At 35.6% G+C, this 22,633-nt stretch carries 23 protein-coding genes; 11 read left to right on the forward strand and 12 right to left on the reverse strand.

The features are described 5' to 3' along the window. Nucleotides 1–28 precede the first annotated feature (28 nt). Complete coding sequence (locus tag B0A80_RS19995; RefSeq protein ID WP_017498214.1) at nucleotides 29–349, forward strand: YbaB/EbfC family nucleoid-associated protein; 321 nt, start codon at nucleotides 29–31, stop codon at nucleotides 347–349. Between the two features lie 152 nt (nucleotides 350–501). On the opposite strand, the gene B0A80_RS20000 is transcribed toward B0A80_RS19995, so the two are convergent. Next, entirely contained in the window at nucleotides 502–1,521 is a 1,020-nt protein-coding gene (locus B0A80_RS20000) for a threonine aldolase family protein (protein ID WP_017498347.1), read from the reverse strand. 151 nt (nucleotides 1,522–1,672) lie between these two features. On the opposite strand from B0A80_RS20000, the gene prfB reads away from it, so the two are divergent. The 9 genes from prfB to hemN all read left to right on the forward strand — a co-directional run bounded on the left by prfB (nucleotide 1,673) and on the right by hemN (nucleotide 10,319). Next, nucleotides 1,673–2,771 (forward strand): peptide chain release factor 2 gene (gene prfB / locus B0A80_RS20005; protein WP_123923490.1). Its coding sequence is split into 2 segments (ribosomal slippage): nucleotides 1,673–1,735 and nucleotides 1,737–2,771, totalling 1,098 coding nucleotides; the frame shifts between segments, so codons are not numbered across the junction. 84 nt (nucleotides 2,772–2,855) lie between these two features. After that, the gene (msrB, locus tag B0A80_RS20010; RefSeq protein ID WP_017498345.1) at nucleotides 2,856–3,299 is read left to right on the forward strand and encodes a peptide-methionine (R)-S-oxide reductase MsrB; all 444 of its coding nucleotides are present in this window, start codon (nucleotides 2,856–2,858) and stop codon (nucleotides 3,297–3,299) included. 349 nt (nucleotides 3,300–3,648) lie between these two features. Beyond that, nucleotides 3,649–4,647 (forward strand): UDP-3-O-(3-hydroxymyristoyl)glucosamine N-acyltransferase, encoded by a 999-nt coding sequence (gene lpxD / locus B0A80_RS20015; protein ID WP_017498344.1) that lies wholly within the window; start codon nucleotides 3,649–3,651, stop codon nucleotides 4,645–4,647. 200 nt (nucleotides 4,648–4,847) lie between these two features. Then, complete coding sequence (locus tag B0A80_RS20020; protein ID WP_089078441.1) at nucleotides 4,848–6,476, forward strand: acyl-CoA carboxylase subunit beta; 1,629 nt, start codon at nucleotides 4,848–4,850, stop codon at nucleotides 6,474–6,476. A gap of 49 nt (nucleotides 6,477–6,525) precedes the next feature. Beyond that, nucleotides 6,526–7,164: a hypothetical protein gene (locus B0A80_RS20025; protein WP_089078442.1), complete on the forward strand. Its 639-nt coding sequence runs from the start codon at nucleotides 6,526–6,528 to the stop codon at nucleotides 7,162–7,164. A 197-nt stretch (nucleotides 7,165–7,361) separates the two neighbouring features. Further along, nucleotides 7,362–7,784, forward strand: a complete 423-nt coding sequence (locus B0A80_RS20030; protein WP_017498342.1) for a DoxX family protein — start codon at nucleotides 7,362–7,364, stop codon at nucleotides 7,782–7,784. Nucleotides 7,785–7,905: 121 nt separating this feature from the next. Then, on the forward strand, nucleotides 7,906–8,253 hold the full coding sequence (locus tag B0A80_RS20035) for a hypothetical protein (protein ID WP_089078443.1): 348 nt from the start codon (nucleotides 7,906–7,908) through the stop codon (nucleotides 8,251–8,253). Nucleotides 8,254–8,364: 111 nt separating this feature from the next. Then, entirely contained in the window at nucleotides 8,365–8,835 is a 471-nt protein-coding gene (locus tag B0A80_RS20040) for a hypothetical protein (RefSeq protein WP_017498340.1), read from the forward strand. A 119-nt stretch (nucleotides 8,836–8,954) separates the two neighbouring features. Next, the gene (gene hemN, locus B0A80_RS20045) at nucleotides 8,955–10,319 is read left to right on the forward strand and encodes an oxygen-independent coproporphyrinogen III oxidase (RefSeq protein WP_089078444.1); all 1,365 of its coding nucleotides are present in this window, start codon (nucleotides 8,955–8,957) and stop codon (nucleotides 10,317–10,319) included. 454 nt (nucleotides 10,320–10,773) lie between these two features. Here hemN and B0A80_RS20050 read toward each other — a convergent pair whose 3' ends face one another. The 8 genes from B0A80_RS20050 to B0A80_RS20085 form a co-directional block, all read right to left on the reverse strand. Next, on the reverse strand, nucleotides 10,774–11,475 hold the full coding sequence (locus B0A80_RS20050) for a sulfite exporter TauE/SafE family protein (protein WP_089078445.1): 702 nt from the start codon (nucleotides 11,473–11,475) through the stop codon (nucleotides 10,774–10,776). Between the two features lie 111 nt (nucleotides 11,476–11,586). Continuing rightward, nucleotides 11,587–12,036: a FixH family protein gene (locus B0A80_RS20055; protein WP_070906714.1), complete on the reverse strand. Its 450-nt coding sequence runs from the start codon at nucleotides 12,034–12,036 to the stop codon at nucleotides 11,587–11,589. Between the two features lie 11 nt (nucleotides 12,037–12,047). Beyond that, nucleotides 12,048–13,466 carry a cytochrome c oxidase accessory protein CcoG gene (gene ccoG, locus B0A80_RS20060; protein WP_070906715.1) on the reverse strand — a complete coding sequence of 473 codons (1,419 nt, stop codon included), beginning with the start codon at nucleotides 13,464–13,466 and terminating at the stop codon, nucleotides 12,048–12,050. 4 nt (nucleotides 13,467–13,470) lie between these two features. After that, a complete protein-coding gene (locus tag B0A80_RS20065) occupies nucleotides 13,471–14,412 on the reverse strand; it encodes a cbb3-type cytochrome c oxidase N-terminal domain-containing protein (protein ID WP_070906716.1) in 942 nt (313 codons plus the stop codon). A gap of 2 nt (nucleotides 14,413–14,414) precedes the next feature. Then, nucleotides 14,415–14,609 carry a CcoQ/FixQ family Cbb3-type cytochrome c oxidase assembly chaperone gene (locus B0A80_RS20070; RefSeq protein WP_026110175.1) on the reverse strand — a complete coding sequence of 65 codons (195 nt, stop codon included), beginning with the start codon at nucleotides 14,607–14,609 and terminating at the stop codon, nucleotides 14,415–14,417. A 7-nt stretch (nucleotides 14,610–14,616) separates the two neighbouring features. After that, nucleotides 14,617–16,803 (reverse strand): cytochrome-c oxidase, cbb3-type subunit I, encoded by a 2,187-nt coding sequence (gene ccoN / locus B0A80_RS20075; RefSeq protein WP_089078446.1) that lies wholly within the window; start codon nucleotides 16,801–16,803, stop codon nucleotides 14,617–14,619. A gap of 2 nt (nucleotides 16,804–16,805) precedes the next feature. Continuing rightward, nucleotides 16,806–16,997 (reverse strand): cbb3-type cytochrome oxidase assembly protein CcoS, encoded by a 192-nt coding sequence (ccoS, locus tag B0A80_RS20080; protein ID WP_017498331.1) that lies wholly within the window; start codon nucleotides 16,995–16,997, stop codon nucleotides 16,806–16,808. Between the two features lie 109 nt (nucleotides 16,998–17,106). Next, nucleotides 17,107–19,500 carry a heavy metal translocating P-type ATPase gene (locus tag B0A80_RS20085; RefSeq protein WP_089078452.1) on the reverse strand — a complete coding sequence of 798 codons (2,394 nt, stop codon included), beginning with the start codon at nucleotides 19,498–19,500 and terminating at the stop codon, nucleotides 17,107–17,109. Nucleotides 19,501–19,701: 201 nt separating this feature from the next. Between B0A80_RS20085 and B0A80_RS20090 the strand changes: the two genes are divergently transcribed. After that, nucleotides 19,702–20,382: a Crp/Fnr family transcriptional regulator gene (locus tag B0A80_RS20090; protein ID WP_070906717.1), complete on the forward strand. Its 681-nt coding sequence runs from the start codon at nucleotides 19,702–19,704 to the stop codon at nucleotides 20,380–20,382. On the opposite strand, the gene mazG is transcribed toward B0A80_RS20090, so the two are convergent. The 3 genes from mazG to def form a co-directional block, all read right to left on the reverse strand. Continuing rightward, complete coding sequence (gene mazG, locus B0A80_RS20095) at nucleotides 20,383–21,153, reverse strand: nucleoside triphosphate pyrophosphohydrolase (RefSeq protein WP_017498328.1); 771 nt, start codon at nucleotides 21,151–21,153, stop codon at nucleotides 20,383–20,385. Between the two features lie 197 nt (nucleotides 21,154–21,350). After that, the gene (locus B0A80_RS20100) at nucleotides 21,351–21,836 is read right to left on the reverse strand and encodes a DUF5606 family protein (protein WP_070906719.1); all 486 of its coding nucleotides are present in this window, start codon (nucleotides 21,834–21,836) and stop codon (nucleotides 21,351–21,353) included. Between the two features lie 70 nt (nucleotides 21,837–21,906). Next, nucleotides 21,907–22,497: a peptide deformylase gene (gene def / locus B0A80_RS20105; protein WP_017498326.1), complete on the reverse strand. Its 591-nt coding sequence runs from the start codon at nucleotides 22,495–22,497 to the stop codon at nucleotides 21,907–21,909. Nucleotides 22,498–22,633: the final 136 nt, after the last annotated feature.

Raw genomic sequence — 22,633 nt, forward strand, 5'->3', positions numbered from 1 at the left:
GTACGGAATAATTTAAAAATCAACTAAAATGGATTTAATGGGAATGATGGGTAAACTTAAAGAAACCCAGCAAAAAATTGAAGATACAAAAAAACGTTTAGACACCGTTTTGATTGATGAACAAAGCGCTGACGGATTATTAAAAATAACATTAACAGCCAATAGAAAAGTAAAATCAATCAGTATTGATGATTCTTTATTAGAAGATAAAGAACAACTTGAAGACTACCTTATTGTAACTCTGAATAAAGCAATAGAAAAAGCAACAAGCGTAAACGAAAGAGAATTGGATGCCGTTGCCAAAATGGATATGCCAATGATTCCGGGAATGGATAATCTTTTTAAATAAAGGCACTAAGACACTAAGGTTCTGAGCTACTAAGTAACCAAGGCTTGATTTTAAAGGCTACTTGTAAAAAAAATGCTGTCCTAAAGTGACAGCATTTTTTTTAAAACTTTTTGAATCAGAATCTTAGAGCCTCAGAACCTTAGTCCCTTTCATCAGAATTTCTGCAACGTTTCAATTACATAGGTATGCATTACTTCTTTGTAATCTAAATGTGTGACAATTCTAAGCTTATTATGTCCCATCGAGCTTATTAAAATATTTTTTTGTTTTAGCTTTTCAATCAAAAGCTGATCACTATATCCTTCTGCCAAAGAAAAAATCAAAATATTCGTTTCTACAGGCTCTATTGCTGAAACCCACGATTTTGTACTTAGTACAGCCGCAATTTCTTTAGCTCTTCTGTGATCTTCTGCCAGTCTTTCAATATTATGCGCCAAAGCGAACAATCCCGCTGCGGCCAAATATCCTACCTGACGCATTCCTCCACCAAGTATTTTCCTGATTCTCAACGCTCTACGAATATCTTCTTTCGTTCCAAGCAGTACAGAACCTATTGGAGCGCCTAATCCTTTAGACAGACAAACCGATATTGTATCGAAAATTGCCCCAAATTCTTTTGGATTTTGTCTTTTAGCCACTAATGCATTCCAAATTCTGGCTCCATCCAAATGGAATTTCAGATTATTAGCATCGCAAACTTTTTTTATCTCTCTTAAATCTTCTAATTCATAACAAGCCCCACCTCCTTTATTGGTGGTATTCTCTACACAAACCAAACTGGTTAACGGACTGTGATAAAACTCAGGATCATTGATTGCCGCAGCAACCTGACTGGCATTTATCATCCCTCTATGTCCGTCTAACAAACAACAGGATACACCGCTGTTGAACGAAACTCCTCCTCCTTCATAATGATAAACATGAGCGTATTTATCTGCAATCAATTGTTCTCCGGGCTGTGTATGTAATTTAATTGCGGTTTGATTTGCCATAGTTCCAGACGGAAAAAAAAGCCCGGCTTCCATACCAAAAAACTCAGCAACTCTAGTCTCTAATTCGATAACTGTAGGATCTTGCCTGTATACGTCATCCCCAACATGAGCATTAAACATATACTGCAACATTTCATATGTTGGTTTAGTAATGGTATCGCTAATTAAATTTATTTCCATATTCTAAAAACTATATCTTATTTTTGTACAGCAAAATTACGTATTACTGTTAGTTAATTTTGGTAAGTTTCAGTAAATTTTAACTTCCCGATAACGATAGAACCAAATTAACGTAATATTTGTAAAAAACATATAAAACTACTATTAATTTATGACAACGACCGAACAAATAAAAGGTATTGTGGAGCGCCTTGGTGCGTTGAGGAGGTATCTTTGACGTTGATGCCAAACTAATCGAAATTGCGAACGAGGAAGAAAAAACTTTTGCACCTGATTTTTGGAACAATGCAAAAGAAGCTGAAGCTATTGTAAAAAACCTTCGAAACAAGAAAAAATGGATCGAAGATTACAACAAAGCAATTGAACTTACTGATGAATTGCAACTTGCGCATGATTTTTATAAAGAAGGCGAACTTTCTGCAGCAGAGTTAGACGAGCATTACAACACTACTCAGGCTCATATTGAAAACATCGAATTTAAAAACATGCTTTCAGATGAAGGAGACAGTTTAAGTGCCGTAGTACAAATTACAGCCGGAGCCGGAGGAACAGAAAGCTGTGACTGGGCCGGAATGCTGATGCGTATGTACATGATGTGGGGAGAAAGTTACGGTTACAAAATCAAAGAACTTAACTTTCAGGAAGGTGATGTGGCCGGAATTAAAACCGTAACTTTAGAATTCGAAGGCGATTATTCTTTCGGTTATCTAAAAGGCGAAAACGGAGTGCATCGTTTGGTGCGAATCTCTCCTTTTGACAGTAATGCCAAGCGTCATACTTCGTTTGTATCTGTTTATGTCTATCCGCTTGTTGACGATAGTATCGAAATTGACATTAATCCTGCCGATATCGAAATTACAACTTCCCGTTCCAGTGGTGCCGGAGGACAAAACGTAAATAAGGTCGAAACCAAAGTGCAATTAGTACACAAGCCAACCGGAATTCAGATTCAATGTTCTGAAACAAGATCTCAACAGGACAACAGACAACGTGCTATGCAAATGTTACGTTCTCAATTGTATGAAATTGAGTTAAAGAAACAACAAGCGCAACGTGCCGATATCGAAGCCGGAAAAATGAAAATCGAATGGGGTTCACAAATACGTAATTACGTAATGCAACCTTATAAACTAGTAAAAGATGTTCGTACAGGCTACGAAACCAGCGATGTTGATGGGGTTATGAATGGAAATATAGATCCGTTCCTAAAAGCCTACTTAATGATGATGGGACAGAAAGAGGAAGAATAAATTAGTAATCAGTTTTCAGTCGCAGTTTTCAGTTCACTGAGACTGAATACTGGGACTGAGACTGAAAACTTAAAAGAAAAAGTTATGATAAAATGGGCAGATGTAATTCATTTTACAAATAAAGGAAATCCGATACCGGAAAAAAGAGTAGAAAAAACGGAGGAAGAATGGAAACAACTTTTAACTCCTGAAGAATTTCAGGTAACCCGATTAAAAGGTACCGAAAGATCCTTCAGTTCTGAACTTTGCAGTTTGTTTGATCCCGGAATTTATGAATGTAAATGCTGCGGAACTTTATTATTTGATGCTTCTGAGAAGTTTGAGTCAGGAACGGGATGGCCCTCATTTACTCAGCCTTTAAAAGAAAATGCCATTGCATACCATGCCGACAAATCATACGGAATGATTAGAGTTGAAGTCGTTTGCAATACCTGTGATGCCCATTTAGGACATGTTTTTCCTGACGGCCCCGAACCTAGTGGTCTGCGATATTGTATTAATGCAGTTTCTCTTTCTAAAATTAAATAAATTAAAAATCGATTCCTTCTAACAAAGTGAATCGATTTTTTTTATTCCATGCTTTTTTTCAAATGATTTGTATTACATTTGTAAGCCACTACTTATCAATAAATTAATTATTGATTTCCCATTTCAATTCAAATCGAATCCCCCCTCATTCGTATCAAAAAACCAGCAGTACCAACTTAAATACAAACTAAAAAACATTAGTAAATTAATAGCTAAAATGTTAATTTTGTAATATTTAAACTATTATTTTAAATATATTTCAACAAACTCAAAAATAACATTAGGTAATTAGAATCTAATTGATTTTATTTGGAAAAAATTAACCCCTATAATCTATTACATTCATTAAATGAAATCCTATTCAATTCAAGAAATTAACGAAGTAATCAATGGCGTAATTTACGGCACTACTTCACAAAGCATTACAGCCACAGAGCAACTAGAAAAAGCGACAACTTCAGAAATTTCATTTATAGGAAACAAAAAATATGAAAAATACTGGTCAACTTCAAATGCATCCATTGCAGTAGTTAACGAAGATATTTCAATAGAGCCAGGGGAAAATCGTGCCTTTATCAAAGTAAAAAATGCCGATCTGGCCATGTCTCAAATTCTGGCCCTTTTTGCCCCACCTGCCCCAATATTCCATACTAATATTCACAAAACTGCTACTGTAGACGAAACAGCCATTATTGGTGAAGGTGCCAAAATTGGTGCCGGCTGCTACATTGGACCAAAAGTAGAGATTGGTTCCAATACCACTATCTACCCAAACGTAACTATTCTTGACGAATCAACCGTTGGTAATAATACGGTTATCTGGTCCGGAACAGTTGTAAGAGAACGTTGTCATATCGGCAACGATTGTATCATTCATCCTAATGCAACAATTGGAGCTGATGGTTTTGGATTTCGTCCATGCAGCGAAAAAGGATTGGTGAAAATTCCACAAATTGGAAACGTAATTATAGGAAACGGAGTTGAGATTGGCGCGAATACTTGTGTAGACCGCGGAAAATTCAGCTCTACTATTCTTGGTGATGGCTGCAAAATTGACAATCTGGTACAAATAGGGCACAACAGTAAACTAGGTAAGTTTTGCATCATGGCAGGAAACAGCGGTTTAGCCGGTTCTGTAACTTTAGGAAATGGTGTTATCATTGGTGGAAGCGCTTCCATTAAAGACCATACCACAATTGGTGATGGTGCTGTAGTTGGAGCAGGCTCAGGAGTTATTTGTGATGTTGCTGCCGGAAAAACCATGTTAGGTTATCCCGCCGTAGAAGCCCGAGATGCTTTAAAACAATGGGCCCTTCTAAAACGAATGGTTTGTGATATTAAAAAATAAAAAAATGATGATATAAAAAACCGGAAGTTCGCTTCCGGTTTTTTTTTATCCTAAACAGGCACTTTACTTCTTCCAAAAGATACTGAAAATTTAACTATAAGAACCTTAATTTAATTTCATAACAGCACAACATTTATTATGTGGGTTTCAATTGATTTTGTAAATTAGCCAACACTATTTTGTTAAAACATTAAAATATTATGGATTTAAACTTCAATAAAAACGAAGATCACAATAAATTACTACTTTCTGAACTAAAACAAAAATTTGCTAAAGTAAAATTAGGAGGAGGCGAAAAACGTATTGAAAAACTACATGCTGAAGGTAAAATGACCGCACGCGAACGTATTGATTACTTGTTAGACGAAAATTCTAAAAGTATTGAAATCGGAGCTTTTGTTGGCGAAGGAATGTATGCCGAACATGGCGGCTGTCCGTCTGGAGGTGTTGTCATTAAAGTAGGATACATTAGAGGAAAACAATGCATAGTGGTAGCCAATGATGCTACCGTAAAAGCCGGTGCCTGGTTTCCAATTACCGGAAAGAAAAACCTGCGTGCACAGGAAATTGCCATGGAAAACCGATTGCCAATCATTTATCTGGTAGACAGTGCCGGTGTTTATCTGCCCTTACAAGATGAAATTTTCCCTGATAAAGAACACTTCGGAAGAATCTTTAGAAACAATGCACAAATGAGCAGTATGGGAATCACCCAAATTGCTGCTGTAATGGGCAGCTGTGTTGCCGGAGGTGCTTACTTGCCTATTATGAGCGACGAGGCCTTAATTGTAGACAAAACGGGAAGTATTTTCCTTGCTGGAAGCTATTTGGTTAAAGCAGCCATTGGAGAAACTATCGACAATGAAACTTTGGGTGGTGCTACAACACATTGTGAAATTTCAGGTGTTACCGATTATAAAGCCAAAGATGATAAAGATGCCCTCGAAAAGATAAAAAACATCGTAGACAAAATCGGTGATTTTGATAAGGCCGGCTATAGCCGTATCAAAGCTGAAAAACCTGCTCTGGAACCTAAAGATATTTACGGAATCCTGCCAAAAGCGAGAAACGAGCAATATGATATGATGGAAATCATCAATCGTCTGGTTGATAATTCAGAATTTGAAGCTTACAAAGAAGGTTACGGTCAGTCTCTAATTACCGGATATGCCAGAATTGACGGCTGGGCTGTTGGAATTATAGCCAACCAGAGAAAAGTAGTGAAAACTAAAAAAGGAGAAATGCAATTTGGAGGCGTAATTTATTCCGATAGTGCTGATAAAGCCACTCGTTTTATTGCCAACTGCAATCAGAAGAAAATACCTTTAGTTTTTTTACAGGACGTTACCGGTTTTATGGTCGGATCAAAGTCAGAACATGGCGGAATTATAAAAGACGGTGCTAAAATGGTAAATGCTGTAAGTAATTCGGTTGTTCCTAAATTTACCGTTATCGTTGGAAACTCTTACGGTGCCGGAAACTACGCAATGTGCGGAAAAGCTTATGATCCAAGATTAATTTTCGCCTGGCCAAGTGCCGAACTTGCGGTTATGGGTGGAACTCAGGCTGCGAAAGTACTTGCTCAAATCGAAGCTTCTTCACTAAAAGCAAAAGGAGAAATCGTAGACGAAGAAAAAGAAACGGAGCTGTTTAACAAAATAAAAGCACGTTATGATGCGCAAACTTCACCTTACTATGCCGCTTCAAGATTGTGGACAGATGCTATTATTGATCCGCTTGACACCCGTACCTGGATTTCTATGGGAATTGAAGCCGCCAACCACGCTCCTATTCAAAAACCCTTTAATTTAGGAGTGATTCAGGTTTAATTAAAAGAAGACTTAAACACCTTTCAAAAAAAATAGTTAAATACAAGAAATGAAAAAACTACTATTCTTCTTTTTAATATTCTCAAATCAAATCAATTTTGCTCAGACAACCAATATATTCCCTACTGATGATAATGTCGGTATTGGCACTACAAACCCTTTTAGCAAACTTACCATTAGTGGTGAATTATCAAGTTTAACATCGCAAGTTAGTATTTTAAATACTCAAGGAGGACACGCAATAATTAGAGCAGGAATTAATGGAATTACAAATCAGGGAATGACTTTTTTACTAGCTGATAGTAATGGCTCTAATCAACAAAACATAATGGTCTTTAGCGCATATGGCAATATTGGTATTGGTACAGTAAATCCATCAAATAAATTAGATGTAAACGGCGCAATCCATTCGAAAGAAGTTAAAGTTGATATGAATGGTTGGTCAGATTTTGTTTTTAAGAAAGAGTATAACTTACCAACTCTTAAAGAAACTGAAAATTACATAAATAAAAATGGTCATCTGGAAAATATACCTTCTGAAAAAGATGTAATTGAAAATGGATTAAACTTAGGAGAAATTAATGCTAAACTTCTTCAAAAAATTGAAGAATTAACTCTTCACTTGATTCAGCAAAATAAAAAAATCAATGATCTTGAAGAAAGGCTCCAAAAAGTAGAAAAAAATTAAAATTATCTTTTCACTTATTTGTAACCTGATTCTTAATTCAAAAACCCTTTAATTTAGGAGTGATTCAGGTTTAAGTTTTAAAACATTCCCATAAATGCGTTAAATAAAAAGTAAAAAACTTATTTTCAGCTACTTAAAAATAAATATATCATTAAAAATCAGTAACTTTAGTGAGTAATTTTTAATCACATAGTATCATGGAAAATGTAAAAAGCTTAAATAAATGGGCCAATTCGCACACTTATTTACCTGTAGATTTAGTACGTATTGTATTGGGTGTTTTTTTATTTATGAAAGGAGTTTCATTTGTAACGAATGTTCAGTATCTGCATGATTTGATTTCTCCTATTGATAAATTTGGCGGTGGAATGTTTCTTTTACATTACATCGCACCAGCCCACATGATTGGAGGTATCATGATTGTTTTCGGGCTGCTTACCCGTTGGGCAATAGCTGCTCAATTACCCATCCTTTTTGGGGCCGTTCTGATTAATTTTATGGGACACATGCATTCTGAAAGCTTGATTCTTGCAATTGTAGTTTTATTGGTTTGTGTGTTCTTTTTATTCTATGGAAGCGGAAAACACTCAGCTGACTATTATTTCAAAATGCAACAATAACTTTGTTTTATCCTCAACTGTACCAATTAAAAGTTGAGGATAAAATAATTAGCCCCTTTCCAAACGTTAATTAATCCTTTAAAATTTCTTTAATTGTCTTTTAAGAGTTAAATTCGCGACCATGAATTGGATTCGTAAGGCTGTTGCTTTTTTATCACTTTTGATCATCACTTTTTTTGCCACTCAGGCAAACGAGTCTGTTGTTGACAAAAGTGAAAGTAAAAAAACAGACACTACTTTTTCTATCGACTATACCGACTCTTTGGCTTTTATTCAGCCACAAACCGGTTATCATCTGATAGGGAATATCAAAACCAATCCTTCCGGTTTAATCAAATGGTTTGACTCTTTATTGGTCACTGTTCCTCAGCATCAGGCCTTAAATACTGCCTCAAACTTTGCCAATCAATTTAGCACTCAGAGCAAAAAGGTTCTTTTAATGCTCTACCCCTTCCATTTTTTCTGGTAGATTACTTTATGAATTTTTAATCGAAAAGATCTTTCTTTTCCCAATTATTAAGCCGTTTTCAATCTGAAAACTGTTTACTATTTCATATCAATTTATCAAATTTTAAAACAAATGGAAACAAGTGTAACCATAATTGGTATTGTGATCGCCATCATAGTAGCCATTCCTATTTATTTTTCAGCACGTTCAAACGCTGCCAACAAATCTAAAATCCTAAACATAAAAAAGAGATTCAATCCAACACATCCGGAAAACTTTGATCTGACTGAATCTCAAAGTAATAAAACACTAACAATTGATCAGAAGGATAAAAAATTCGTTCTGATGAATTTCAATCCCAATCAGGAAGAATCTACTTATGTTGATTTAAAAAATGTCTCTTCCTGCAAATTAGCACTAACGACCGACGGAAACTCGGATACCATACTAAAAATCGATTTTGAATTTCTGGACAAAGAAACTTCTAAAAAAAATACAATTGCTTTCTATGATTTCGACGATGACCGTATTAAACAAATAAGTGCTTATCAAGATCATGTGTTTGCGAAAAAATGGCTTAAAATCATACAGGATTCTATTTAAATGTTAGTTATTTAATTCACTAAAAGAGGCTCGTTTTGAGTCTCTTTTTTTTTACATGATATTTGTCATTTTATTTTCGACAGCAGTGCTCTAATTTTGAGGATCCAAAATCCTCTTTTATGAAAATTTCATTAACGCAAAAATACAACGTTCCCGGTCCAAGATATACCAGTTATCCTACGGTTCCTTATTGGAATGAAGATAATTTTAATGAACAAAAATGGATTACATCATTCCGGAGGGCTTTTGCAGAGAGCAATTCTCAAAACGGAATCAGTTTGTACATTCACCTGCCTTTCTGTGAAAGTTTATGTACTTTTTGTGGATGCAACAAACGAATTACTAAAAATCATAATGTTGAAGAAACTTATATAAAAGCTCTTTTGAAAGAATGGAGTTTATATTGTAATTTACTTCCGGAAAAACCACTTATAAAAGAGATCCATTTGGGTGGCGGAACTCCAACTTTCTTCTCTGTAAACAATCTGGAACAGCTTATCAATGGTATTTTTAAAAATGCCCGAAAAGCCGAAAATCACGAGTTTAGTTTTGAAGGCCATCCGAACAATACCACTTACGAACAGCTTAAAAAGTTATATTATTTAGGTTTTCGAAGGGTAAGTTTTGGTGTTCAGGATTATGCCGAAAAGGTACAAAAAGCGATTCACAGGATCCAGCCTTTTCACAATGTGGCAAAAGTTACCTTTTGGGCCAAAGAAATAGGATATACCTCAATTGGTCATGATATTATATTTGGTCTGCCTTTTCAAACGGTAGAAAATGTTATTGATACTGTTGAAAAAACGAACTCCTTAAAACCGGATCGTCTGGCATTTTACAGTTATGCTCATGTGCCCTGGATCAAAGGCAATGGCCAACGTGGATTTAATGACGAAAACATTCCGAAAGATGCCGAGAAAAGAAAACTATATGAAGTCGGCAAACAATTGCTGGGACAAAATGGCTATCATGAAATTGGAATGGATCATTTTGCCTTCGCCTCCGACAGTTTATACAAAGCGGCGCAAAATAAAAAACTACACCGAAACTTTATGGGCTATAGCGCCTCAAAAACGCAGCTTATGATAGGCTTAGGCGTTTCCTCTATTAGCGACAGCTGGTATAGTTTTGCCCAAAATACCAAAACCCTGGAAGAATATTACCAATTATTGGAATCAGACAAACTACCAGTGGTGAAAGGCCATATTCTCGATGATGAAGATCTCATCATCCGAAAACATATTTTAAACTTAACCTGTGAATTTGAAACTTCCTGGGGTGATGAATCTTTGTATTTCAAAGAAATTCCAGCGGTTTTATCCGATTTAAAAGAAATGGAAAACGATCAGTTAATTGTAATTGAAGAAAATAAAATTAAGATTACCGAAGCAGGAAAACCTTTTGTACGTAACATTTGTATGGCTTTCGATCTGCATTTAAAAAGAAAATCTCCGGAAACAAACCTCTTTTCTATGACGGTTTAAATTGCTATGAAGGAGCATTAATAATAGTATTCTGCGGAGTACTGTGAACGATCGGGATAGTTGTTTACACCCTAAAAGGGTAAAACTAAAGTATAACAAAAAACATCTTTCCCGCTTTCTATGAAATCCTCTAAGAAATTGTATGATTTTTATTAGAATCAGCATGATTTGCGGAGGCTCTTGCCCTTTCAGGGCAATTCTGTATCTTTATCTAACTCATAGTGCGTTGCACTATGCTTATTCTTTTGGGCTTTCAGCCCATATCTGTTTCAAACATTTAAACCCGGGGAAGAAAATTCTAATTAAGATCAACTCCCTTAAAATGGTATTTCATCTGATATTAATAACTCTTAAGATTAAGGAGCGAACCTTTATAATCACATTTTTTTATCAGTTTACAACTTTTTCTGCTACTCTGCTTTTAATGCTACACAATTTTTCGCATGATCTCCTTTTAATGACAATTAGGAGTCGACTGAACAAACAAACTCATATTGGATGGAGAAATGTAAGGAATTCCGAGACCTAGTCCTCTCAGGATAAATAATACTCCGATAATAACAGCAACATAAGGAATTGCTTTCTGAATCTTATTTCGGAATGGGAGTTTAATTAATGAATTGACATACACAACAACCGTCATTAACGGTACCGTTCCTAAACCGAACAATAGCATATACAGCACTCCTAAACTAGCGCTTTGCATGGCTATAGCTCCAAATAAGGCTACATAAACCATTCCGCAAGGCAAGAAGCCATTCAACAGTCCGATTGTAAAGAGAGATTTGTAGCTCCTGTCTTTAAATTGATTCCCTAAGCTTGATTTTACCCGGGAGATAATTTTATAGACCGGCTTGGAAAAGTTGTATTTAGAAAAAGCCTTTTCTGGAATTAGAACAACGACTATCATCGCCAAACCAATAAAAATGGACATTTTTTGCTGAAGTCCGGCCAAAAAGAATCCTCTTCCTAATAAACCAAAAATAAGTCCAATAGTTGCGTACGCAGTCAATCGGCCTAAATGATAGGTAATAATCTGAGTTACCTTTTTAGCCTCATTTTGTCGGTCCACAGGCAACATCATAGCAATTGGACCGCACATTCCGATACAGTGTAAACTGCTGATTAATCCAAATATGAAAGCGGAATACAACATCTTTTTAGTTTTTTGATACAGCTTGCTTTACTATTGCTAAGTAAAACTGCTGTGCGAATAAAGACAAAATCAACTGAAAAGGAATCTTTTCAATTGATCGGTCTTAAAATATTAATTTACATAGATTACCTCTTTAGACAGGTATTTTTTTCCTCCATACTGCCATTCCATATTGACATCCCAACGTCCTTTCACGAGTTTGTTTTTCGGAATTAACAACGCTGAGTTTGTTAAAGCAATTTGGGTATTAAAATCAAATTTCTTATTTGACGGACGGTACAACAGTATGTTACCTTTGACTTTATCGTTTTCAAAAACGGCAGGAAAAACTATTTCAACTCCATCTTTATGATAGGCAATTGAAGGTTTTTGCTGTAAATCCTGAGCGTTTTGAATACGTGCCATTTCTTCCTGAAAATGTGAATCATGCTTATAGTATTCTTCGACAACTAAATCATTGTCGTATTTACTATTCGATTGTACTTCAAAAACAAAATATAAAATGAAACTCATAAACAATGCAAATGCAATGACAATTCCGGTACCCCAATTTATTTTCATAATTGTATTTTTTAATTAAAACTTCGCGGACCTAAAAAGTTAGTGGTAGTGGTTTCCAGCAGCTCTTTACCATTATAAACCCCTATTTTAACTTTCGTTTTATCGCTCTCCAGAAGTACTTCGTCTATTTCTATGAACAATGTTCCTTGCGAAATGCCTTCTTTAACTACTTTAAAATGCGTTTTTCCCACATTTTTAATTTCACCTTTTTGATCGATTAGCTCAAAATGAATATCATTATAATCTTTCATTGTCTTATTGACAATTTTGTAGGTATACACATTACTTATTTTATCTCCTTTGTGCTGAAAAAGCTGTCCTGGTAAACGTAGAATAATAGCCTGAACATCGGTTCTTAAAAACAACATTCCAACAAATACACTTAACAGAATAAACAAAACGGCTGTATATCCTTTCATTCTTGTGGTGAACTTAAAAGGAGCTTTTTTCTCGATCTCGTCTTCAGACGCGTAACGAATAAGTCCTTTAGGTAAACCAACATTTTCCATGATGGAGTCACATTCATCAATACAGGCTGTACAGTTTGTACATTCCAGCTGTGTTCCGTTTCTAATGTCGATACCCATCGGGCAAACGTGTACGCATTGATGACAATCGATACAATCTCCTTTTCCGGTTAAGGCTCTGTCTTCTTTTTTACTGAATTTGGCTCGGCCTTCCTCCTTTTCTCCACGTACAAAATCATACGCCACATTGATTGACTTATTGTCCAGCAGTACTCCTTGCAAACGCCCGTAAGGACAAGCAATGATACATACCTGCTCTCGGAACCAGACAAACACGAAATAGAAGACTCCCGTAAAAATAAGCAACGCTATAAAATTACTGGCTTGCTGAATTGGTCCTTGCTCTACCATCAGAAAAAGTTCGTCACTTCCAACCAGATAGGCTAGAAACACATTGGCAATTCCGAAAGAAATTAAGAAAAAGAGAGTCCATTTAATACCTCTTTTTCGGATTTTCTCCGCGTTCCATTCCTGTTTTGCAAGTCGCATTTGTGCACCGCGATCTCCATCAATCCAATATTCAATTCGCCTGAAGACCATCTCAAGAAAAATAGTCTGCGGACAAATCCATCCGCAAAAAATCCTTCCAAAAACGACTGTAAATAAGATGATAAATACAACACCCACCAACATTGAGATCACAAAGAGATAAAAATCCTGTGGCCAGAATGGAAACCCAAATATATTGAAACGTCGTTCGATAATGTTGAACATCATAAACTGGTTTCCATTTATTTTTATAAACGGATTCGCAATTAAAATCGCCAACAAAACATAACTGACTATTTTCCGGTATTCATAAAACTTACCAGACGGTTTTTTAGGAAAAATAAACTTTCTCTTACCGCCTTCATCAATGGTTCCAATGGTATCTCTAAAAGCTTCGTCTGGTAAATTTGACATGGTATTATTTTTTAACTTCTGTACTATCTTTTGTTTTATCTGCTGTGTCTCCTTTTTTAGGAGCGCTTTTATCTACCCAAACTTCTCCTTCCGGTTCTTTTGGATCTTTTGGATTACTGCCTTGTAAAGACAAAATGTAACTCGCTACTTTTTGAATTTCTTTTGGCTTCATCCCATTGGTTTTCCAGGAAACCATTCCTTTTCCGTCACGTCCTCCATTGGTAATCGTATGGAAAATTTCTTTAATTCCGCCTCCTAAAATCCAGTGATCATCGGTCAGGTTTGGTCCAATTTGACCACCACCGTCTGCTCTGTGACAGGCTGCACAATTGGTCATGAAGATCTCCTTACCGGCTGCCAAACTTGCATCATCTGTTAATAAGACAACTGTTTTTTCATCCATCAAATCAGGAGCTGTTTTAAGATATTCCTCAACATCTATTTTAGCCTGAGCCATTTCTTTTCTCAACTCAGTTTCCTGATCGTCTCCTCCAAAAATATCGTAACGAGCTACATAGATTACACCAAATATGATACAGATGTAGAATAGATATACCCACCAAGGCGGTAAATTGTTATCTAACTCTTTGATACCGTCATAATCATGATCCATTAACAAATCGCCTTCTCTTTCAATAGGTTCTGTTTGTGTTAGTTTATGCATCAACTCTTTGTACCAGGTACTTTCGGTCAGACTTAAACTCTTTTCATGATCAGCTTTTGCTTTTTCTTCCGGTGACATTAATTGATACATTACCCTATTAACAGCACTCAACGTTATTTCGATTGCAATCAGAATAAACAGAAAAACAAATAGAAAAATGGAAACCATTGGATACTTGATAAAAGCCGGCCTGTCACCGGAATCTATAAAATATTCCATGAGAGCAAAGACAATGAAAAAAATCAATGGCACTCTTACATATACTGGGAAAAATCTTTTCATTTTTATTTATCTTTTGAAATTATAATAAGCCCTTCATCCAAAGGTATCGCACTCATCTCCTCTATTTTTTCTTTCTTATAGGAGAACACCCAAAAACCCAGGCCTACAAAGAAGAAAAAGAATATCAGTAGAGAAAGTATCGGGTAAATCTCTATACCCGAAATGTTCTCCATATTGTGTTTTATTTGCTCAAACATGATGCTGTTATTTAGATGGTTGCTTTACTTTGATATCGGTTCCAAGTCTTTGTATGTAAGCAATTAAAGCGACAATTTCTCTCTCATTCATCGGAATGAATTTTTCACCTTTAGCAATTGCTTTTTTCTTACTTTCCTCATAACTTTTTACATAGTCAGGATCGTTCTCCAGACTTTTTTCAATTGTCATTGCCTGCGCTCTCAATGTTTTAGTCGCATTTGCGATTTCTTCTTCGGTATAAGGAACACCCAGTGAAACCATTGCCTTCATTTTCTTCTGAGTCAGGGAAACATCCATCGCTTCGTTATCAAAAAGCCATTTGTAACCCGGCATAATTGAACCTGCTGAAGTACTTTGCGGATTCCACATATGGTTGAAATGCCAGTTGTCATTATATTTTCCACCTACTCTCAACAAATCAGGACCCGTACGTTTTGATCCCCATAAAAATGGATGATCGTATACAAACTCTCCTGCTTTTGATTGTGGTCCGTAGCGCTCTACTTCACTTCTGAAAGGACGAACAGATTGTGAATGACACCCCACACAACCTTCTCTGATATATAAATCACGTCCTTCAAGTTCTAATGGTGTATATGGTTTCACACTTGAGATGGTCGGAATATTAGATTTGACCATAATAGTGGGTACAATCTGAATAACACCTCCGATTAAAATAGCGATTGTAGCCAAAATGGTTAACTGAATTGGTTTTCTCTCCAACCAGGTATGGAATTTCTCTCCATTAAGTCTTCCACTACTAATTCTTTGTAAAGCCGGAGCTTGTGCCAATTCGTCTTCAATAGTCTGACCTGCTTTTACGGTCATGATAATATTGTACACCAATGTCAGCATTCCAATTAAATACAAACTACCTCCAATGGCTCTCATCCAATACATTGGCATAATAGCGGTAACCGTTTCAAGGAAATTACCATAAACTAAAGTTCCATCCGGATTAAATTGTTTCCACATTGACGCTTGTTGAAAACCTGCCACATACAATGGAATTGTGTAAATAATGATTCCTAAAGTTCCTATCCAAAAGTGAAAATTGGCCAATTTTTTAGAAAACAAATCCGATTTGGTCATTCTCGGAATCAACCAATAAATAATACCAAATGACATGAAACCATTCCAGGCTAAAGCCCCTACGTGTACGTGTGCAACGATCCAGTCTGTATAGTGCGCGATAGCATTTACATTTTTTAAAGAAAGCATTGGTCCTTCAAATGTTGCCATTCCGTAACCGGTAATTGCTACTACAAAGAATTTTAAAACCGGTTCTTCACGAACTTTATCCCACGCTCCTCTTAATGTTAGAAGTCCGTTGATCATACCACCCCAAGACGGTGCAATAAGCATTACTGAAAATGCAACTCCTAAATTTTGTGCCCAGTTTGGCAAAGCCGAATACAATAAGTGGTGTGGACCTGCCCAGATATAAATAAAAATCAGCGACCAGAAATGGATAATTGATAATCTATAAGAATATACCGGACGATTCGCTACTTTTGGAACGAAGTAATACATTAGCCCTAAAAACGGCGTCGTAAGGAAAAATGCAACCGCATTGTGGCCATACCACCACTGAACTAAAGCATCCTGAACCCCTGCGTAAACGGAGTAGCTTTTGAAGGCCGAAACCGGAATCTCAATATTATTGAAAATGTGCAACACTGCTACTGTAACAAATGTGGCCAGATAAAACCAAATGGCTACATATAAATGGCGTTCTCTACGACGCAGCATGGTACCAATCATATTAATTCCCATTACTACCCAAATAAGTGCAATCGCAATATCTATTGGCCATTCTAATTCAGCATATTCTTTTGAAGAAGTATACCCTAAAGGCAAGGTGATTGCTGCGGCTACAATGATAAGCTGCCAGCCCCAAAAATGCAGATTACTTAAAAAGTCGCTGAACATTCTGGCTTTTAGCAAACGCTGCAGCGAATAATACATCCCTGCAAAAAAAGCATTTCCAACGAAGGCAAAAATCACCGCATTGGTGTGCAAAGGCCGTAGTCGACCATAACTAAGCCAGGAGATCCCATCTGTTATGTTGGGAAAAAGGTACATCACCGCAAGGGTAAGCCCGACTAACATCCCCACTACTCCAAATAAGATAGTAGCGTAAATGAACTTTTTAACAATTTTGTTGTCGTAATAAAACTGTTCCATTTCCATAATTATACTTGTTTTTCTTTTATTGATGAATTGTTCTTTTGGCTGGTAATTTTGGTCTCATCATCAAAAAGCATTCTGACTGAGGGTGTATAATCGTCATCGTATTGTCCTGATTTGACAGCTACGATAAAAGCAACAAAGAATCCAATTGCCACGAAAATACTTACTGAAATTAATAGATAAATAACACTCATACCTTACGTTTTATACTAACAAAATTACTCGGTTATTGACTGGTAAAATATGATAATTATCATAGGCGAAGTCCTATGTTAAAAATATAAAAAATAACTTCAGAATTATTTATAATGATTTTAAATTACTGTTAATGAAATAGTTAGACATAATAGTAACAAAACTTACAATCGTAATTGTGCTTAAAGGCATGATAATAGCTGCAACCAATGGCAACAGATTTCCTGTAATTGCGAAGGAAAGCCCAACAACATTATACAGCAGTGACAAGACAAAACTCATTTTAATAATTGTAATCGACTTGTGTGATAATTTTAAAAAATAATTTAGTCTCGAGAACTCACTTGCATCCAGTATAGCATCGCAGGCAGGAGAGAAAACATTGACATTTTCAGAGATCGAAATTCCAACATTACTTTGTGCCAAAGCACCTGCATCGTTTAAACCGTCCCCAACCATCATCACATTACAACCTTCGTCCTGCAGTTTTTTGATAAATTCTAACTTTTGCTCCGGCTTCTGATTAAAAATCAGTTCTGTATTTTTAGGCAAAATGGCTTGCAAAGTAGCGCGTTCTCCATCATTATCCCCTGAAAGCACCTTTATTTGATACTCATGACTTAATGTTGAAAAAAGTTTTTCTAATCCATCCCTATATTTATTCTGAAATGTAAATTTTCCATAATAAGTACCACCGATTCTAATATGAAGACCTGTTTTTTCAATTTCAGACAGTTCCGTTACAGGACTATCAACAAAGGCGGCAGATCCAATTTTGATTGTTGCATTCTCTGTAGAAGCCTGAATTCCTTTTCCGGTAATTTCCTGAAAATCATTTATTTTTATTCTATCTGAATCCGGCAGGAAATCATACAACATTCGGCTCAACGGGTGATTAGAAGCACGAAGCACATTTTTAATAAGTATATAATTTTCTTCAGAGAGAGAATTTCCCTCATACACAATATTCGATTTTTTATTAGTGGTGATCGTTCCGGTTTTGTCAAAAACAATCGTATCCACTTTTGCCAGCTGCTCAATTACTAACGCATTTTTGAGATACATTTTTTGCTTGCCCATGATTCGCAGTATATTACCAAAAGTAAAAGGTGCAGTAAGTGCCAATGCACATGGACAGGCGACAATCAGAACCGCAGTAAAGACGTTAAAAGCGGTATTGGCATCAATAAAAATCCAATAACCAAAGCCTGCAAAAGCAATTAATAATAACAATGGTGTAAAATACCTACTAATCGCATCGGTTATTGTTTTATGCTTTTGAAATACTTTTTTCTGGAAGATTTCATTGCTCCATAATTGTGTCAGATAGCTTTGTGACACCGAATGCAACACTTCCATTTCGATCACTTTCCCAATATGTTTCCCTCCTGCAAAAACTTTATCTCCTGATTTCTTAGTGATCGGAACCGCTTCTCCCGTCACAAAACTATAATCGATCTCTGCCTTTTCACTAATCAGAATTCCATCAACAGGAATAAGCTCCTGATTTCGAATGAGCAATCTGTTTCCTTTTAAAACATCGTAAACAGGAATACTTTCTTCTGAAGTATCGGAATTAATTCTGGTCACAGCAATTGGAAAATAGGATTTGAAGTCTCTCTCGAAACTTAAAAAGCTATAGGTTTTAATCTGAAACATCTTTCCTAACAACATGAAAAAAACCAGTCCAGTCAAGCTATCAAAGAAACCTGATCCATAATTCATGACGATATCAAAAGTACTTCGAACAAACATTACAATAATTCCCAATGCAATTGGAATATCGATATTCAGCATTCCCGATTTGATACTTTTGTAAGCAGAAACATAATAACCACTTGCCGAATACAAAAAGCTGGGCAAAGCCAAAATAAAAATCAGGATTCTGAAAAAGGGTTTGTAATTGTCCAGCCAGAATTCTTTTATTTCAAAATATTCCGGAAACGACAGTAACATAATGTTTCCGAAGCAAAAAAAGGCAACACCTAATTTATACGTTAAGCTTCTATCGACATTATTTTTACCCGTTTCATAATTTTCCAGACTGATATAAGGTTCATAGCCTATAGAACTAAGCATATAAACGATAGTTTTCAAAGAAACGGTATCTGAATTAAAAGTAATCCGAACCCTTTTCTCCGGAAAGTTCACCTGAGAGAGGCTTATCCCGGGCTGCATTTTGTTTAAATTCTCCAAAATCCAAATACAAGAACTGCAATGAATATAGGGAATATTTAAAGAAACAATAGCTGTACTTCCTTCCTGAAATTCTAATACTTTCGAAAGAATAGCCTCATTGTCTAAAAAGTCATATTTACCTGTGATATCCTGTGGAGTAGCGCCGGGTGCATTTTCAAAATCATAATAACCGGTTAAATCATGAAGACTAAAAATTTCGTAAACCGTTTTACATCCGGCACAGCAAAATTTCTTTTCATCAAAATTGATTACTTCATTTTTAGGAATCGTAAGTCCGCAATGAAAACAACTTTGTTCACTCATAATTTGTTTTTTTTGATACCACAAATATTCAAAATAAGAGGCGACTTTAAATATGACATTTATCATACTACAAAGAAATCCGTTTCTAATTTAATGAATTAAATCCTTCAAACAGTGATGTCAGATTTTTTTGTTTTTTTTCAGCCCAAACACTAGCTGCGAAAGCGAATATTGGTTAATTTTGTAATAAATATTTTTGCTATGAATAAATGTGACCAATGTATCGTAAGACAGCTTTCTTCTCTAAAAGCACTCAATAAAGACGAGGTTGTGAAACTGGCGAATAGCAAAACAACTTACACGATTAAAAAAGGGGATGCCCTTTTTGAAGAAGGTGAAGTTACGAATGGAGTTTATTGTGTAAAAGACGGTGTTGGAAAACTTTCTAAATTAAGTGCCAACGGAAAAGATCAAATTGTAAAACTGGTAAAATCAGGAGAGCTTTTAGGTCAGCGTTCTATGATCAGCAATGAACCTGCTAACTTAACAGCCAAAGCCGTTGCTGATATGGAAGTATGTTTTATTCCGAAAGCCGAAATTCTTCACTTTTTCAATAACAACAATCAGTTCTCTATGAATTTAATGCAGTCAGTTTGTGAGGATTTAAAAGAATCTGAAAACGATAAAATTGCATTGGTACAAAAAACGGTGAAACAGCGTTTAGCCGAAACTTTGCTGCAGTTGCATGATGATTTTGGTGAGAATGCAGATAATACCCTGAAAGTTCAGCTTACAAGAGAAGAGCTGGCGGGTATCATAGGTACGGCCACAGAAAGCTGTATTCGATTGTTATCGGATTTTAACAAACTGAATTTAATTGAATTAGTAGGCAAAAAAATCAAACTTCAGGACATCAAAGCCTTAAAAAGGCTGGCAGAATAATTACTGCTTTTTAGCTTCGTTCCAAAAAACATCCATTTCGGCCAACGTCATATCCATCAAAGGTTTTCCCATCTCTGCTGCTTTGCTTTCCAGATACTGAAAACGCTTGATGAATTTTTTATTAGTACGTTCCAAAGCATCTTCGGGATTTACATTTAAAAAACGGGCGTAATTGATCATAGAGAATAAAACATCTCCAAATTCGGCCTCTATTTTGTCCTGATCCCCTGCTTTTACTTCCACTTGCAATTCTTCCAGTTCTTCCTGAACTTTGTCCCAAACCTGATGCGATTCTTCCCAATCAAAACCAACTCCTTTTACTTTGTCCTGAATTCGACTGGCTTTTACTAATGCCGGCAAACTTCTCGGAACTCCTTCTAAAACTGATTTTTTACCTTCTTTCAGCTTTAACTTTTCCCAGTTTTGTTTTACTTCTTCTTCGTCTTTAACTTTAGTATCGCTGTAAATATGAGGATGACGGTGAATGAGTTTATCACAGATTTCGTTACACACATCTGCCATGTCAAAATCGTTGGTTTCAGAGCCTATTTTCGCATAAAAAACAATATGCAACAGCAAATCACCCAGTTCTTTTTTTACTTCATTTAAATCATTGTCTAAAATAGCATCACCCAACTCATAGGTTTCTTCGATGGTAAGATGCCTAAGTGTTTGCAAAGTTTGTTTTTTATCCCACGGACATTGCTCACGAAGTTCATCCATAATAATTAGTAATCTTTCGAAGGCCTTAAGTTGAAGTTCTTTGCTCATTTTTGAAATTTTATCCGGGTTGTAACGATTGGTGTAAAAGTAAAAAATCCTGTTAAGAAAACATCTCAACAGGATTAATATATTTTGAAGTATTTAGGTTCTAAGATTCTGAGGTTCTAAGATCCTGAGTCTAACCATTTTTTAACAATCTAAAATGAACTTAGTCACTTAGAACCTTAAAAGAAGGTTGTAAACTATTACTCTTCTTTTTTCGCTTTTGCCTTTTTAGGAGCAGCTGCTTTTTTTGGTTTTTCTTCAGCAACCGGAGCTTCTTCAACAGCTTCAACAGCAGCAGGAGCTAAATCTGTTACCAAACCTTTCGCCTGAAGGGTATTGTACCAGTTTAATACTTTTTTAATATCTGAAGGATAAACTCTTTCTTCGTCGTATTCAGGCAAAATTTCTTTAAAATAAGCGGATAATGTAGCATTATCTTCTTTATGAGAAATGGCTTGACCTTTATTTTCTTTAGTAGCAATACGTTGCATTACTTCTGTTAATGGTTTTTCGCCTTCGTAAGTATAAATTGAAATCTCTGATAATAAACTTACATTACTTTTTAAGTTTACTGTGATTTTTTTTCCATCTGCTAATGATTCTGCCACAAAACCTGTACGAGTTTGCACTTTCAATACATATAAACCTGGTTTCCCAGAAATGGCTAAAATTTTCTCTAAATTCATGTTTATTAAAATTAGTATTAAGAATTTGATTTATTATATTTCTTTGATTCTAAATTCATACTTTAGAATACTATCTTCCTTTTTTTGCAGCAAAAAATTTCATTCTGTACTCTTGAAATGTCTTGCCTTCGGTAATGTTTTTTAGTTTTTTCTGGATCAGACGTTTCTTTAGAGAAGAGATCTTATCTGTAAACAAAACTCCTTCAATATGATCGTATTCGTGCTGAATGACTCTGGCTACCAACCCGTCAAAAACTTCGGTTTTCATTACGAAATCTTCTTCACAATATTCAATTGTAACGGTAGGTTTTCTGTAAACATCTTCGCGAACATCCGGAATACTCAAACAACCTTCATTAAAACTCCACTCCTCTCCTTCTTCTTTCAAAATCTTAGCATTGATAAAAGTTTTTTTGAAACCTTTTAAATCTTCCTGCTCACTTGAAGAAAGATCCTCATCATCACTAAAAGGAGTTGTATCAATAACAAACAAACGAATAGGCACGCCTACCTGAGGCGCAGCAAGTCCAACCCCTAAAGCGTTGTACATGGTTTCATACATGTTTGCTATTGTTTCTTTTAGGTTTGGATAATCTGGCGTAATTGCCTCACCCACTTTTCTTAAAACAGGATCACCATATCCTACAATTGGTAAAATCATTTGTAATATTTTAATGCATTATCTACTGAAAAACACTGAATTTAATTCTCTTAATTCAGCTGGCAAAAATAGTAAAAAATAGTCAATGAATAATTCGAAAGGGCTATTATATGTCATTTTTTACAATCTCGCCAAA

The organism is Flavobacterium tructae (genome assembly GCF_002217475.1).
Classification (GTDB): Bacteria; Bacteroidota; Bacteroidia; order Flavobacteriales; family Flavobacteriaceae; genus Flavobacterium; species Flavobacterium tructae.

Coding starts and splice junctions, on each gene's coding strand:
- B0A80_RS20050 (WP_089078445.1), bottom strand. CDS start 11,475: ATGTTGTATTCCGCTTTCATATTTGGATTAATCAGCAGTTTACACTGT.
- B0A80_RS20065 (WP_070906716.1), bottom strand. CDS start 14,412: ATGAAAAGATTTTTCCCAGTATATGTAAGAGTGCCATTGATTTTTTTC.
- B0A80_RS20085 (WP_089078452.1), bottom strand. CDS start 19,500: ATGAGTGAACAAAGTTGTTTTCATTGCGGACTTACGATTCCTAAAAAT.
- B0A80_RS20025 (WP_089078442.1), top strand. CDS start 6,526: ATGAAAAAACTACTATTCTTCTTTTTAATATTCTCAAATCAAATCAAT.
- ccoN (WP_089078446.1), bottom strand. CDS start 16,803: ATGGAAATGGAACAGTTTTATTACGACAACAAAATTGTTAAAAAGTTC.
- mazG (WP_017498328.1), bottom strand. CDS start 21,153: ATGAGCAAAGAACTTCAACTTAAGGCCTTCGAAAGATTACTAATTATT.
- B0A80_RS20090 (WP_070906717.1), top strand. CDS start 19,702: ATGAATAAATGTGACCAATGTATCGTAAGACAGCTTTCTTCTCTAAAA.
- B0A80_RS20055 (WP_070906714.1), bottom strand. CDS start 12,036: ATGAAAATAAATTGGGGTACCGGAATTGTCATTGCATTTGCATTGTTT.
- B0A80_RS20020 (WP_089078441.1), top strand. CDS start 4,848: ATGGATTTAAACTTCAATAAAAACGAAGATCACAATAAATTACTACTT.
- B0A80_RS20000 (WP_017498347.1), bottom strand. CDS start 1,521: ATGGAAATAAATTTAATTAGCGATACCATTACTAAACCAACATATGAA.
- msrB (WP_017498345.1), top strand. CDS start 2,856: ATGATAAAATGGGCAGATGTAATTCATTTTACAAATAAAGGAAATCCG.
- B0A80_RS19995 (WP_017498214.1), top strand. CDS start 29: ATGGATTTAATGGGAATGATGGGTAAACTTAAAGAAACCCAGCAAAAA.
- ccoG (WP_070906715.1), bottom strand. CDS start 13,466: ATGTCAAATTTACCAGACGAAGCTTTTAGAGATACCATTGGAACCATT.
- ccoS (WP_017498331.1), bottom strand. CDS start 16,997: ATGAGTGTTATTTATCTATTAATTTCAGTAAGTATTTTCGTGGCAATT.
- B0A80_RS20070 (WP_026110175.1), bottom strand. CDS start 14,609: ATGTTTGAGCAAATAAAACACAATATGGAGAACATTTCGGGTATAGAG.
- B0A80_RS20030 (WP_017498342.1), top strand. CDS start 7,362: ATGGAAAATGTAAAAAGCTTAAATAAATGGGCCAATTCGCACACTTAT.
- B0A80_RS20035 (WP_089078443.1), top strand. CDS start 7,906: ATGAATTGGATTCGTAAGGCTGTTGCTTTTTTATCACTTTTGATCATC.
- B0A80_RS20040 (WP_017498340.1), top strand. CDS start 8,365: ATGGAAACAAGTGTAACCATAATTGGTATTGTGATCGCCATCATAGTA.
- hemN (WP_089078444.1), top strand. CDS start 8,955: ATGAAAATTTCATTAACGCAAAAATACAACGTTCCCGGTCCAAGATAT.
- B0A80_RS20100 (WP_070906719.1), bottom strand. CDS start 21,836: ATGAATTTAGAGAAAATTTTAGCCATTTCTGGGAAACCAGGTTTATAT.
- def (WP_017498326.1), bottom strand. CDS start 22,497: ATGATTTTACCAATTGTAGGATATGGTGATCCTGTTTTAAGAAAAGTG.
- lpxD (WP_017498344.1), top strand. CDS start 3,649: ATGAAATCCTATTCAATTCAAGAAATTAACGAAGTAATCAATGGCGTA.